The 13,368-nt window shown below is 70.5% G+C and carries 11 protein-coding genes; 10 read left to right on the forward strand and 1 reads right to left on the reverse strand.

The annotated features are described in order from the left end of the window. Positions 1-125 precede the first annotated feature (125 nt). Entirely contained in the window at positions 126-1,292 is a 1,167-nt protein-coding gene (locus tag ACIP93_RS23110) for a sensor histidine kinase (protein WP_401761342.1), read from the forward strand. A gap of 58 nt (positions 1,293-1,350) precedes the next feature. On the opposite strand, the gene ACIP93_RS23115 is transcribed toward ACIP93_RS23110, so the two are convergent. Next, on the reverse strand, positions 1,351-2,379 hold the full coding sequence (locus ACIP93_RS23115) for a rod shape-determining protein (protein WP_401761412.1): 1,029 nt from the start codon (positions 2,377-2,379) through the stop codon (positions 1,351-1,353). A gap of 215 nt (positions 2,380-2,594) precedes the next feature. On the opposite strand from ACIP93_RS23115, the gene ACIP93_RS23120 reads away from it, so the two are divergent. From ACIP93_RS23120 to ACIP93_RS23160, 9 genes are all read left to right on the forward strand, one after another. Next, positions 2,595-4,109 (forward strand): folylpolyglutamate synthase/dihydrofolate synthase family protein, encoded by a 1,515-nt coding sequence (locus ACIP93_RS23120; RefSeq protein WP_345222989.1) that lies wholly within the window; start codon positions 2,595-2,597, stop codon positions 4,107-4,109. A gap of 9 nt (positions 4,110-4,118) precedes the next feature. After that, positions 4,119-4,463, forward strand: coding sequence for a DUF4233 domain-containing protein (locus ACIP93_RS23125; RefSeq protein ID WP_345222991.1), 345 nt, complete (start codon positions 4,119-4,121; stop codon positions 4,461-4,463). 101 nt (positions 4,464-4,564) lie between these two features. Further along, the gene (gene ndk / locus ACIP93_RS23130; RefSeq protein ID WP_345222994.1) at positions 4,565-4,978 is read left to right on the forward strand and encodes a nucleoside-diphosphate kinase; all 414 of its coding nucleotides are present in this window, start codon (positions 4,565-4,567) and stop codon (positions 4,976-4,978) included. Between the two features lie 342 nt (positions 4,979-5,320). After that, positions 5,321-6,340, forward strand: a complete 1,020-nt coding sequence (locus ACIP93_RS23135) for a rod shape-determining protein (protein ID WP_345222996.1) — start codon at positions 5,321-5,323, stop codon at positions 6,338-6,340. 145 nt (positions 6,341-6,485) lie between these two features. After that, a complete protein-coding gene (gene mreC, locus ACIP93_RS23140; protein ID WP_401761344.1) occupies positions 6,486-7,601 on the forward strand; it encodes a rod shape-determining protein MreC in 1,116 nt (371 codons plus the stop codon). A gap of 19 nt (positions 7,602-7,620) precedes the next feature. Further along, positions 7,621-8,286, forward strand: a complete 666-nt coding sequence (gene mreD, locus ACIP93_RS23145) for a rod shape-determining protein MreD (RefSeq protein ID WP_345223000.1) — start codon at positions 7,621-7,623, stop codon at positions 8,284-8,286. Next, on the forward strand, positions 8,283-10,505 hold the full coding sequence (gene mrdA, locus ACIP93_RS23150; protein WP_401761346.1) for a penicillin-binding protein 2: 2,223 nt from the start codon (positions 8,283-8,285) through the stop codon (positions 10,503-10,505). Before mreD ends, mrdA begins: the two co-directional genes overlap by 4 nt. A gap of 2 nt (positions 10,506-10,507) precedes the next feature. Next, positions 10,508-11,710 (forward strand): rod shape-determining protein RodA, encoded by a 1,203-nt coding sequence (gene rodA / locus ACIP93_RS23155; RefSeq protein ID WP_345223005.1) that lies wholly within the window; start codon positions 10,508-10,510, stop codon positions 11,708-11,710. A 46-nt stretch (positions 11,711-11,756) separates the two neighbouring features. After that, positions 11,757-13,268 carry a CHAD domain-containing protein gene (locus tag ACIP93_RS23160; RefSeq protein WP_401761348.1) on the forward strand — a complete coding sequence of 504 codons (1,512 nt, stop codon included), beginning with the start codon at positions 11,757-11,759 and terminating at the stop codon, positions 13,266-13,268. Positions 13,269-13,368 lie beyond the last annotated feature (100 nt).

Here is a 13,368-nt window from a genome sequence, read left to right on the forward strand (position 1 = left end):
CCCCGGGCTCTCTCCGTACGCCACACCGCGGAAACGCTCTCCGCCGGCGCCCTTCGCTCCCGGGGTGCCGCAGGTCACGCGGGTAAAGGCGCCAAGGCCGTCGAACCGGGTCGAAAGACCCAGGCATGATGGAGCGTATGCACGACAAGCCCACCGCCTCGCCGGTACACCGGGCCTGGGCGGCGGGCCGGCACTGGCTGGACGCCCGCACCGTCCACCGGCACGCCCTGGACCTGCTGGTCCCGCTGATCTGCTTCGCCCTGATGCTGCTGGACGTCCCCGGCCTCGCCGAGGCGGACAACTCCCTCAACCGCGTCTCCGCCACCCTCGTGCTCGCGCTGGGGGCGGCCTCCCTGCTGCTGCGCCGGCGCTTCCCCTGGATCCCGTACGTCGTCGCGCTCGCGCTGCTGGGCTGGCTGCACGAACTCACGCTGATGCAGTTCGCCCTCTACAAGATCGGCCGCTACCGGGGGCGGGCCGCCGCCGCCCTGGCGACGCTGGGGTACGTGGGCTTCGCCTATGTGCTGTTCCTGCTCCAGCGGTGGCCCGAGAAGCAGGCCGACACCCTCACGGAGTTCCTCAGCCTCATCGTGCCCATCGGGGTGCTCGCGGCCGGTGTGGGCGTCGCCGCCAACCGGCAGGACCTCGTACGGGAACTGGAGGTCCAGCGGGGGCGCACCGCCGCCCTGCAGGCCGTGCAGCAGGAGCGGCTGTCGGTGGCGCGGGACGTGCACGACTTCGTGGGGCGGGAACTGACGCTGCTCGCGGTACGGGCCGAGGTGCTGGCCGTCCGGGCCAGGGGCGAGGCCCACCAGAAGGACTTCGACGAGCTCTCCGACACCGCCCGCAAGGCGCACCGCATCCTCAACGAGATCATCGTGCAGCGCGCCCGCGAGAACGACGCCACCCCCGGCATCGACGGACTCGCCGTGCTGGCGTCCGAGGGCGAACGGGCGGGCAGCCCGGTGGTCCTGGACATCGACGGCCGGGCGGGCGCCCTGTCGCCGCTGCGGCAGGCCGCCGTCTACCGGGTCGTGCAGGAGTGCCTGACCAACGCGGTCAAGCACGCGCCGGGCCAGGAGGTCCGGGTACGGATCGCCCTCGACGGCGTCCATCTGAGCATCGAGGTGTGCAACGACCTGCCCAGCGCCGTCCCCGCGAAGGAACCCGTCTCCGCCGGCACCGGCACCTTCTCCATGGGGGAGCGGGTGGAGTCCATGGGCGGCACCCTCCGGGCCGGACACCACGACGGGAAGTACCGCGTCCTCGCGACCCTTCCCGCCGGGGTGTGAGTCTTCCCAAGCGACGGACGGACGTCCGGCCCCTCCGCGGGATCGTTCAACAATCCGCCTAGCCGGCCTTCAGGAGTTTCTGGAGGTTGTCGAAGTCCTCCACGCACTTGCCGGACCCGATCGCCACGCAGTCCAGCGGATTGTCCGCGACGTGCACCGGGATGCCGGTCGCCGCCGCGATCCGCAGGTCCAGGCCCGGCAGCAGGGCGCCACCGCCGGTGAGCACGATCCCGTACTCCATGATGTCGCCGGACAGTTCGGGCGGGCACTCCTCCAGCGTCGCGCGCACCGCCGCGATGATCGCCTCGACGGGCTCCTCCAGCGCGGCGCGCACCTCGGACGTCGTGAGGTCGAGCGACATCGGCAGACCGCCGACCTTCTGCCGCCCGCGGATCGTGAAGGCGCGCATCTCCATCGCCGGGTCCTCCGGCACCGGCCACGCCGAACCGATCGCCACCTTGATGTCCTCGGCGGTGCGCTCGCCGATGAGCAGCTTGTGCTCCTTGCGCACGTAGTCGGTGATCGCGGTGTCCATCCGGTCCCCGCCCACCCGCAGCGACTGCGCGGTCACGATGCCGCCCAGCGAGATCACCGCGACCTCCGTGGTGCCGCCGCCGATGTCCACCACCATCGAACCCCGGGCGTCCGACACCGGAAGGCCGGCGCCTATCGCCGCCGCCATGGGCTCCTCGATGAGGTGCACGGCACGCGCACCGGCCCTGGTGGCCGCGTGCACGATGGCGCGGCGCTCCACCGGCGTCACCCCGCTCGGCACGCACACCACCATGCGCGTGCGGGGGCGGCGCCCCGGCACCGCCTTGCGGACGAAGTGCCGGAGCATCTCCTCGGCCGCCTCGTAGTCGCTGATCACACCGTCGCGCAGGGGACGGATCGCCGTGATGGACCCCGGTGTGCGCCCGATGGTCTCCTTGGCCTCGGTGCCGACGGCCAGCGCCGTCGTCGAACCGGCCTTCACCGCCACCACGGAGGGCTCGTTGAGGACGATGCCGTGCCCCCGCATGTACACCAGGGTGTTCGCCGTACCCAGGTCGATGCCGATGTCCCGGCTGTCCCGCCCGCCGCGGATGCGTGCGGGGGCGGCAGGGGCCTGCGTGGTCTCGTCGCTCACTCGACAACCTCCTGATTCGTGATCTACCAGGGTCACACACCCCTTTGGTAAGGAAGGGATAAAAGACCCCCGGGGTGGCCGCCCGAAGGCCCCGGGCCCACGGACGCCGGTCACGCTCCGTACCGGGGCGGTCCCTGTGGGACGTTGTCGTACCGCCTCCGTAGACTGGCGGGGTGAGTGACCTCCCCCAGCCAGACGACCAGCCCGACGACCAGGCCTTCGCCGAGATCGTCGCCGCCGAGACCGAGCGTGACCCCGACCTCGCCGTCATCGAGGCGGGCAGCCGCACCCTGCGCACCCACGGCGGCGCCCCCGCCGGCGACACCGTGCCCACCCGCCCCGCCGACCCGGAGGTGGACAAGGCGCTGCGCGAGGTCGAGACCGAACTCGCGAGCCGCTGGGGCGAGACCAAACTCGAACCCTCGGTGACCCGCATCGCGGCCCTCATGGACGTGCTGGGCGAGCCTCAGAAGGCGTACCCCTCGATCCACATCACCGGCACCAACGGCAAGACCAGCACCGCCCGCATGATCGAGGCCCTGTTCGGCGCCTTCGAGCTGCGCACCGGCCGCTACACCAGCCCGCACGTGCAGTCGATCACCGAGCGCATCAGCCTGGACGGCCTCCCGATCAGCGCCGAGCGCTTCGTGGAGACGTACCAGGACGTCAAGCCGTACGTCGAGATGGTCGACGCCGCCCAGGAGTACCGCCTCTCCTTCTTCGAGGTCATGACCGGGATGGCGTACGCGGCCTTCGCCGACGCACCCGTCGACGTCGCCGTCGTCGAGGTCGGCATGGGCGGCACCTGGGACGCCACCAACGTCATCGACGCGGCCGTCGCCGTGGTCACCCCGATCTCCCTGGACCACACCGACCGCCTGGGCGGCACGACCGCCGAGATCGCCGGTGAGAAGTCCGGGATCGTCAAGCAGGACGCCACCGTCGTCCTGGCCCAGCAACCCGTCGACGCGGCGCAGGTCATGCTGAAGAAGGCCGTGAGCGTGGACGCCACGGTGGCCCGCGAGGGCATGGAGTTCGGCGTCGTGGCCCGCGAGGTGGCGGTCGGCGGCCAACTGGTCACCCTGCGCGGCCTCGGCGGCGAGTACGAGGAGGTCTTCCTCCCGCTGCACGGCGCCCACCAGGCGCACAACGCGGCCGTCGCGCTCGCCGCCGTCGAGGCCTTCTTCGGCATCGGCGCCGACCACGCCCGCACCCTGGACATCGACACCATCCGCAAGGCCTTCGCCTCCGTGACCTCCCCGGGCCGCATGGAGGTCGTCCGCCGCAGCCCCACCGTCGTCCTGGACGCCGCGCACAACCCGGCGGGCGCGCGGGCGGCCGCGGAGGCGGTCAGCGAGGCGTTCAGCTTCAGCCGGCTGATCGGCGTCGTCGCCGCCAGCGGCGACAAGGACGTACGGGGCCTCCTGGAGGCCTTCGAGCCGATCTTCGCCGAGGTCGTCGTCACCCGGAACTCCACCCCGCGCTCCATGGACGTCGACGAACTGGCCGCCCTCGCCGTCGAGGTCTTCGGCGAGGAACGCGTCCAGGTCGAACCGCGCCTCGACGACGCCATCGAGGAGGCCATCACCCTCGCCGAGGAGGACGGCGAGTTCTCCGGCGGCGGCGTCCTGGTCACCGGGTCCGTCATCACCGTCGGAGAGGCCCGGCTGCTGCTGGGCAGGAGCTGAGGTCCCGCGATGCGTACGCTCTGTGCCTCCACCCTCGTCGGGGAGTTCTTCGTGATCGGCTTCGCCGGGCTGGTCGCGATGAAGTCCGACGACCTGTCCATGGCCACGGTGTGGACGGTGTGCGGCATCGCGATGCTGCTCTCCGTCCTCCTGTGCGGAATGATCACGCGTCCCGGCGGGCTCCAGCTCGGCTGGGCGCTCCAGGTCGGGCTCGTGGTGAGCGGCTTCTGGGTGCCGGTGATGTTCTTCCTCGGCCTGGTCTTCGGCGGGCTGTGGTGGGCCTCCATCCACTACGGCCGCAAGATCGACGAGGCCAAGGCGCGCTGGGCGGCGCAGGCGGAGGCGGAGGCCTGACTCCCTGGGCCTGACGGTGCGTGACAGGTCCCCCGTTCGGCCCTGTAATCTGCCCACCACCGCATCCGCACCCGCGAGAAACGCACCCAAGGAGCCCGCACGTGACCCAGCGCACCCTCGTCCTTCTCAAGCCCGACGCCGTTCGCCGCGGTCTCATTGGCGAGGTCATCGGCCGCATCGAGCGCAAGGCCGGCTGGACGATCAGCGCGCTGGAGCTGCGCAGCCTGGACCAGGACACCCTGGAGGCGCACTACGGCGAGCACAAGGGCAAGCCCTTCTACGAGCCCCTCGTCGCCTTCATGTCCTCGGGCCCGATCGTCGCTCTCGTCGTCGAGGGCGAGCGCGTCATCGAGGGCGTACGTCAGTTGGCCGGTCCGACCGACCCGATTGCCGCGGCTCCGGGGTCCATTCGGGGTGACTTCGGCACCATCGTCCGCGAGAACCTGATCCACGCCTCGGACTCCGAGGAGTCCGCCGAGCGCGAGCTGAAGCTGTTCTTCCCGGGGCTCGTCTGACCGGAGGAAACGGCGCACTTTCTGACTGAATGTCAGCCGAACAGCGCCGCCCGCCTGGGGCGACCGAAGTAATTCGGTCGCCCTTCGGCATATGCGTCCCGCCGGAGGGAACGCATCCCCCCGACACGGCGTCACCATGGGTGAAGCGGGTACGTGTTCTGCCCACGACGGCGGCCACAATGGCGCAGGGCCCTCGCGCGGTGACCGTACATGCGGCACTACGATGGAAGTCACCGCGCCCGCACCGTCCAGCGCACCACCCGCTTCGCCTACCGATACAAGCCATCGCACGCAGCAATCGGGAAGGCCCGACGCATCCTCATGGGGAAGAAGAGGGAACCAATGTCGTTCATCGGCCGTGATATGGCTGTCGACCTCGGGACCGCCAACACGCTGGTGTACGTCAGGGGTAAGGGCATCGTGCTCAACGAGCCCTCCGTCGTCGCCATCAACACCAACACCGGCGGCATCCTCGCCGTCGGCGCCGAGGCAAAGAAGATGATCGGCCGTACGCCGGGCAACATCGTTGCCGTACGGCCCCTGAAGGACGGCGTGATCGCCGACTTCGAGATCACCGAGCGGATGCTCCGCTACTTCATCCTGAAGATCCACAAGCGCCGTTACCTGGCCCGCCCCCGCGTCGTGGTCTGCGTGCCCTCCGGCATCACCGGAGTCGAGCGCCGCGCCGTCATCGAGGCGTCCACCCAGGCCGGCGCCCGCCAGGTGCACATCATCGAGGAGCCCATGGCCGCCGCCATCGGCTCGGGCCTGCCCGTCCACGAGGCCACCGGCAACATGGTCGTGGACATCGGCGGCGGCACCACCGAGGTCGCCGTCATCTCGCTCGGAGGAATCGTCACGGCACAGTCGATCCGCGTCGCGGGCGACGAGCTGGACAACGCGATCATCCAGCACATCAAGAAGGAGTACTCCCTCCTCCTCGGTGAGCGGACCGCCGAACAGATCAAGATCACCATCGGTTCGGCGTTCGACCTGGACAAGGACGAGCACACCGAGATCCGCGGCCGCGACCTCGTGTCCGGTCTGCCGAAGACCGTCGTGATCTCCGCGGCCGAGGTCCGCAAGGCCATCGAGGAGCCGGTCAACGCGATCGTCGACGCGGTGAAGACGACGCTCGACAAGTGCCCGCCGGAGCTCTCCGGCGACGTCATGGACCGCGGCATCGTCCTCACCGGTGGCGGCGCCCTGCTGCGCGGCCTGGACGAGAGGCTGCGCCGCGAGACCGGCATGCCGATCCACATCGCGGAGGACCCGCTGGACTCCGTCGCGCTCGGAGCCGGCAAGTGCGTGGAGGAGTTCGAGGCGCTCCAGCAGGTGCTGGACGCCCAGCCCCGCAGGTAATGGCTTGATCCACGGCGTCCGGGGCCACCTGCCGGCCCCGGACACCGCAGAAGAATCCGCCGTACGGGGCCTGTCGTCCCGTGCGGCGGATCGTTGACATACACGCATACGCATTTTCCCGACGAGGAAGGCACGGCCGCCGCACGTGAGGGACACACGAGAGAGCCGGCTGCTCCTGGTGCTGCTGATCGCCGTAGCGTTCGCGCTGATCACGGTGGACATCCGCGGCGGCGAACAGTCACCCGTCGACGGAGCCCGCAAGGCCGCCGCCGCCGTCTTCGGACCGGTGGAGAAGGGCGTCGCCACCGCCGTCGACCCGATCGGCAACGCCATCGGCGCCGTACGCGCGTCGGGTGACGACCACGATCAGCTCAAAGCCCTGGAGCGGGACAACCAGGAACTGAGGCTGCGCCTGGGCAGCGACGACCGCAACCAGAGCCGGGTGCGCCAGCTCGACGGCATGCTGAAGAAGGCGGGCGCGGGACAGTACGGCATCAAGGGCGCCGAAGTCATCGCCATAGGAGCGGCCCAGGGCTTCTCCTGGACCGTCACCATCGACGTCGGCAGCAACGACGGCATCCAGCGCGACATGACCGTCCTCAACGCGGACGGACTCGTCGGCCGCGTCACCACCGTCGGCCCCCACACCTCCACGGTGCTGCTCGCCAACGACACCAAGTTCACCGTCGGCACCCGCATGGAGAAGAGCGACGAACTGGGCTTCGCGACCGGGCAGGGCGACCGCCCGCTCAGCGTCCAGTTCCTCAACGGCAAGGCCAAGGTCAAGCCGGGCGACCGCCTGGTGACGTTCGGCTCGCGCGCCGCGAAGCCCTTCGTGCCGGGAGTCCCGGTCGGCGAGGTGGTCCGCGTCGACCCCTCCGGCGGCGACCTCACCCGTACCGTCTACGTCCGCCCCTACGTCGGCTTCACCAAGCTCGACATCGTCGGCGTCGTCGTGGCCGCCCCGCGCACCGACCCCCGCGACACCGTCCTGCCGGAGAAGCCCACGCCCGCTCCCACCGTCACCGTCACCGTGACACCGAAGCCTCCCGGCGAGAACAACGGCAACGGCAACGCCGAGAACAACGGCAACAACAACGCCGACGGAAACGCCGCCGACAACAACGCCAACAACAATGGCAATGCCAACGACAACGGCAATGCCAACGCCAACAACAACGCGAACAACAACGGCAACGGCAACAACAACGGCAACGGCAACAACAACGGCGCCGGCGACGGCAACGCCGACGGCCAGTGACCAGGAGCTGAAGAACCTGATGCGCTTCAACCGGATCCTGCTCTCCGCCACCCTGGTGGTCGTCGCCCTGGTCATCCAGGTCACCGTCCTCGCCAGGCTCCAGCTCCCCGGCGCCGTCCCCGACCTCACCCTCCTGGTCGTCCTCGCCCTCGCCTTCGTGTACGGACACGTCAGCGGCGCCCTCATCGGCTTCGCCGCGGGCCTCCTCGCCGACCTCGCCCCGCCCGCCGACCACGCCGCCGGGCGCTACGCCCTCGTGCTGTGCGTCATCGGCTACCTCGCGGGCCTCGTCAAGCCCGAGAACGGCAAACTGCGTTCGGCGACCGCCCCCATGCTGGTGGTCGTCGGGGCCGCCCTCGGCTCCACGCTCCTGTACGCCGGAGTCGGCGCTCTCGTCGGCGACAGCGCCGCACGCCACGTCGGCCTCGGCGGACTGCTGTTCACCGCCGCCCTGTACGACCTGCTTCTCGCACCCTTCGTCGTACCCGGCATCATGGCGCTCGCCCGCCGCGCCGAGAACGACCCCCTCACCGAATCCTCCTCCTCCGGCTCCGACGTCTCCTCCGGCTGGCTCGCCGGCGGCACGGGGCTGCGCATCGGCGAGCAGAAGGGCGGCCTGCGGCTGCGCGCCGCCCGCTCCCGCGCCCAGCGTGCCGGACGCATCAAGGGAGTGAAGCGCCTGTGAGCAACATCCCCGAGACCGGGCGCACCGCCCGCGTCACCATCCGCCTCGTCGTTCTGCAGGTCCTCGTTTTCTCCCTGCTGCTCACCCTCGGCGGGCGCCTGTGGTACCTCCAGATCCGCAACGGCCAGGAGTACACCGACGAGGCCAAGAACAACCACGTCCAGCAGGTCGTGCAGCCCGCCGTCCGCGGCTCCATCCTCGACGCCCGCGGCGTCCCCCTGGCCGACAACGAGACCAAACTCGTCGTCTCCGCGTCCCGCACCGAGCTGATGAAGATGAAGGACGACGGCAAAGCCGTCCTCACCCGGCTCGCCGACGTCCTGGACATGCAGCCCAAGGACGTCACCGACAAGGTGCGCCTGTGCGACTCCAAGACGCCCCAGCCCTGCTGGAACGGCTCGCCCTACCAGCCGATCCCGGTCACCAACAAGGCCACCACGCAGCAGGCCCTCCAGATCCGCGAGCGCGCCGAGGACTTCCCCGGCATCACCGCCGAACCCACCGCCGTACGCCGTTACGCCGCCCCCGGCAAGGCCAACACCGCGCAGGTGCTCGGCTACCTCTCGCCCGTCACCGACGCCGAGATCGAGAAGGCCAAGGACAGCGACTCCCCGTACCTGCGCTCCGACCAGGTGGGACGCTCCGGCCTGGAGCGCACGTACGACCGTGAACTGCGCGGCAAGGCCGGTGTCACCCGCTACGAGGTCGACAACCTCGGCCGCGTCATCGGCCGCGCGAAGGCCGACAAGGCCGAGCCCGGCGCGAACGTCGTCACCAGCATCGACGCCCGCGTCCAGGCCGTCGCCGAGTACGAACTCCTCGCCGCCATGAAGGAAGCCCGCAAGGCCCTCGACAAGAACACCGGCACCAACTACAAGGCCGACGCCGGCGCCGTCGTCGTCATGGAGTCCAGGACCGGCCGCGTCGTCGCGATGGCGTCCAACCCCACCTACGACCCCAACGCCTGGGTCGGCGGCATCTCCGGCAAGGACTACGCCGCGCTCACCGGCAAGGACTCCAACTTCCCGCTCCTCAACCGGGCCATCCAGGCGCAGGCCGCCCCCGGCTCCATCTTCAAGGTGATCCCGACGACCGCCGCCGTCAACGCCGGATACGACTTCAACGGCAGCTACCCCTGCCCCAGCTCGTACTCCATCGGCGGCCAGACCTTCACCAACTACGAGTCCAAGGGCCACGGCAACATCAGCCTCGGCGGCGCCCTCGAAGTCTCCTGCGACACCGTCTACTACGCCCTCGCCCACCAGCAGTGGCAGCGCGACGGCGGCACCAAGCCGAAGAAGGACGCCAAGGACTGGTTCTACAAGACGGCCCACCAGTTCGGCCTCGGCAAGGAGACCGGCATCGACCTGCCCAACGAGGTCCCCGGCCGCGTCCCCGACCGCCAGTGGAAGCAGAAGTTCTGGGCGGCCAACAAGGACGCCTGGTGCAAGCAGGGCAAGAAGGACGGCTCCTTCGTCGAGAAGATCGCCTTCGAGAACTGCATCGACGGAAACCGGATGCGCGCCGGTGACTCCGTCAACTACTCCATCGGACAGGGCGACACCCTCGTCACCCCCATCCAGATGGCGTCCATCTACGCGAGCATCGCCAACGGCGGCACCGTGCACACCCCCTCCGTCGGCAAGGCCGTCATCAGCGCCGACGGCAAGAAGGTCACGGAGATCAAGCCGAAGACGCAGGGCCGGCTCCCGATGAACGCGAGCACCCACAAGCTGATAGACGGCGCCCTCGCGGGAGTCGCCACCCGGGGAACGGCCGCCTGGAGGTTCCAGGGCTGGCCCCAGGACAAGATCCCGATGCACGCCAAGACGGGTACCGCGGAGGTCTACGGCAAGCAGACGACCTCCTGGTTCGCCACGTACACCAAGGACTACTCCGTCGTCATGACGATCTCGCAGGGCGGCACCGGCTCCGGTGCTTCCGGACCCGCCGTACGCAAGATCTACAACGCGCTGTACGGACTCGACATGGCCGGCAAGTACGACCCGAAGAAGGCGCTTCTGCCGCAGCCGCAGAAGAACCTCCCCACGATCCAGGCGGACGGCTCCATCGACGCACCCGAGATCAAGCCCTACGTCCCCGCGCCTGACGAGCCCGTCGCGCCGGAGGGCGTCGCTGGCCCCCCGCCCGCCGGCCCCGGCACCAGGGGCGGCCACCCCGCCGGCCGCGGCGCCGGCGTGCAGAGGGTGGGTGACTGACCATGGCAGGCAGCACCCACGGCTTCTCCGTCCAGCGCTACGCACCCGAGCGCGGCACGCTGGCCAGGCTGACCGCACGCGACTCCGTCCTGCGCCGCCTCGACTGGCCCCTGCTGCTGTCGTCGCTCGCCCTGTCCGGGCTCGGCGCGCTGCTGGTGTGGTCGGCGACCCGCAACCGCGACACCCTCAACCACGGCGACCCGTACTACTTCCTCTTCCGCCACCTCATGAACACCGGCATAGGGGTCGCGCTGATGATCGGCACGATCTGGCTAGGCCACCGCACCCTGCGCGGCGCGGTGCCGATCCTCTACGGGCTCTCGGTGCTCCTCGTGGTCGCCGTGCTCACTCCGCTCGGCGCCACCGTCAACGGCGCCCACGCGTGGATCGTCATCGGCGGCGGCTTCTCCCTCCAGCCGTCCGAGTTCACGAAGATCACGATCATCCTGGGCATGGCGATGATGCTCGCCGCCCGGGTCGACGCCGGCGACCAGGACCATCCCGACCACCGCACCGTGCTCAAGTCGCTGGGCCTGGCGGTCGTCCCGATCCTGATCATCATGCTGATGCCGGACCTCGGCTCGGTCATGGTCATCGCCATGATCATCCTGGGTGTGCTGCTGGCCTCCGGAGCCTCCAACCGGTGGATCTTCGGCCTGGTCGGCGCGGGCGTGCTCGGCGCCGTCCTGGTCGCCGTCCTCGGCCTCCTGGACGAGTACCAGATCAACCGCTTCGCCGCGTTCGCCAACCCCGACCTCGACCCCGCCGGCGTCGGCTACAACACCAACCAGGCGCGCATCGCGATCGGCTCCGGCGGACTCACCGGCACCGGACTCTTCAAGGGCTCCCAGACCACCGGACAGTTCGTCCCCGAACAGCAGACGGACTTCGTCTTCACCGTCGCCGGAGAGGAACTCGGCTTCCTCGGCGCCGGCGCCGTCCTCGTCCTGCTCGGCGTCGTCCTGTGGCGGGCCTGCCGCATCGCCCGGGAGACCACCGAGCTCTACGGCACCATCGTCGCCGCCGGCATCATCGCCTGGTTCGCCTTCCAGTCCTTCGAGAACATCGGCATGACGCTGGGCATCATGCCGGTCGCCGGACTTCCGCTGCCGTTCGTCTCCTACGGAGGCTCGTCCATGTTCGCCGTCTGGGTGGCGATCGGACTCCTGCAGTCCATCCATGTGCAACGGCCCGTCACCGCGTAACAGCGCGCCCCTGTTTGGGACCGGCCGCTGCGTCTAGATTCATGTCATGGCGGACACCAAGCGCGAGATCGAGCGAAAGTACGAAGCCACTCCGACCGACACCGACAGCGAACCCCGGCCGCCCGACTTCACCAAGGTGGCCGGGGTCGCCTCCGTCCAGGACCGGGGCGTCGTTCACCTGGACGCCGTCTACTACGACACAGCCGCCCTGGCACTGGCCGCCCACGGCATCACCCTGCGCCGGCGCACCGGCGGCGAGGACGCAGGCTGGCACCTCAAACTGCCCGTCGCCCCGAACGTACGGGACGAGATCCACGCCCCCCTCACCGACACCGACGACGTGCCGCGCACCCTGTCGGCCCTGGTGCGGGCGCGCACTCTGGGAGAACCCCTGCTGGCGACCGTACGACTGCGGTCCGCGCGCCATGTGTGGCACCTGCGGGACGCAGCGGGAGAACTCCTCGCCGAAGCCGGCCTCGACACCGTGACGGCGCAGCGCCTCGACGGCGGCGACGCCCGCACCTCCTTCACGGAGATCGAGATCGAGCTCGCCGACGGCGGCGACCCCGCCTTCCTGGACGCCGTCGACAAGAAACTCCGCAAGGCGGGCGTACGGCCCTCCGCCTCCCCCTCCAAACTGGCGCGCGCCCTCGCCGAGACCGGCGGCGGCCCCGAGCCCCGCGCGGTGCGGGACGACGACAGCGCGGGCGGCCGCGTCCTGGCGTACCTCCGCGACCAGATCGAGGCCATGGCCGTCCACGACCCCGCCGTGCGCCGCGACCTCCCCGACTCCGTGCACCAGCTCCGGGTCGCCACCCGGCGCCTGCGCAGCGCGTTCAAGACGTACCGCACCGTCCTCGACCGCACCGTCACCGACCCGCTCGGCGACGAGCTCAAGTGGCTGGCGGCCGAACTCGGCGTCGACCGCGACCAGGAAGTCCTCGCCGACCGCCTCCTCGCCCGGCTGACCGCCCTCCCGCGCCCCCTCCTGCTGGGTCCGGTGCGCGGCCGCCTGCGCATCTGGTCCGTCGCCCGCCGCAGCGGCTCCCGCCGCCGCACTCTCGCCGTCCTCGACAGCCGCCGCTACCTGGAGCTCCTGCGCTCCCTGGACGCCTTCCTCGCCGCGCCGCCGCTGCGCCCCGCCGCGGGCCGGGACGCGGCCGCCGTCCTGCACAAGGCCCTGGTCAAGGACCACGCCCGGCTCGCCGACCGCACCGAGCACGCCCTCGCGCTCCCGCCGGGCCCGGAGCGCGACCTCGCCCTCCACGAGGCCCGCAAGGCCGCCAAACGGCTGCGCTACGCCGCGGAGTCGGCCCGCCCGGCACTCGGCAAACCCGCGAACAAGCTCCGCAGGAGGGTCAAGGAGGTGCAGAGCGTGCTCGGCGACCACCAGGACAGCGTGGTCGCCCGCGCCGAGCTGCGGAACCTGGCCGTCCAGGCCCACGCGGCGGGGGAGCCGTCCTTCGTGTGGGGCCTGCTGTACGGCCAGGAGGAGGCCCGCGCCGCGGACCGCGAACGGGAGCTCCCCGAGGCGTGGCGGAGGGTGCCGGGGGTGTGACCCGGCCGGGCCGGGGGGTCCCGCGGGGCCGGACGTGCACCGGCACCCCGTACCCGCGTTAGGCTTGAGGGTCCCCCCTGCCCGCTCATGAGAGACACCG

Source organism: Streptomyces sp. NPDC088745, from assembly GCF_044751045.1.
Classification (GTDB): Bacteria; Actinomycetota; Actinomycetes; order Streptomycetales; family Streptomycetaceae; genus Streptomyces; species Streptomyces cremeus.

Coding starts and splice junctions, on each gene's coding strand:
- ACIP93_RS23135 (WP_345222996.1), top strand. CDS start 5,321: ATGTCGTTCATCGGCCGTGATATGGCTGTCGACCTCGGGACCGCCAAC.
- ACIP93_RS23160 (WP_401761348.1), top strand. CDS start 11,757: ATGGCGGACACCAAGCGCGAGATCGAGCGAAAGTACGAAGCCACTCCG.
- rodA (WP_345223005.1), top strand. CDS start 10,508: ATGGCAGGCAGCACCCACGGCTTCTCCGTCCAGCGCTACGCACCCGAG.
- ACIP93_RS23110 (WP_401761342.1), top strand. CDS start 126: ATGATGGAGCGTATGCACGACAAGCCCACCGCCTCGCCGGTACACCGG.
- mreD (WP_345223000.1), top strand. CDS start 7,621: ATGCGCTTCAACCGGATCCTGCTCTCCGCCACCCTGGTGGTCGTCGCC.
- ACIP93_RS23125 (WP_345222991.1), top strand. CDS start 4,119: ATGCGTACGCTCTGTGCCTCCACCCTCGTCGGGGAGTTCTTCGTGATC.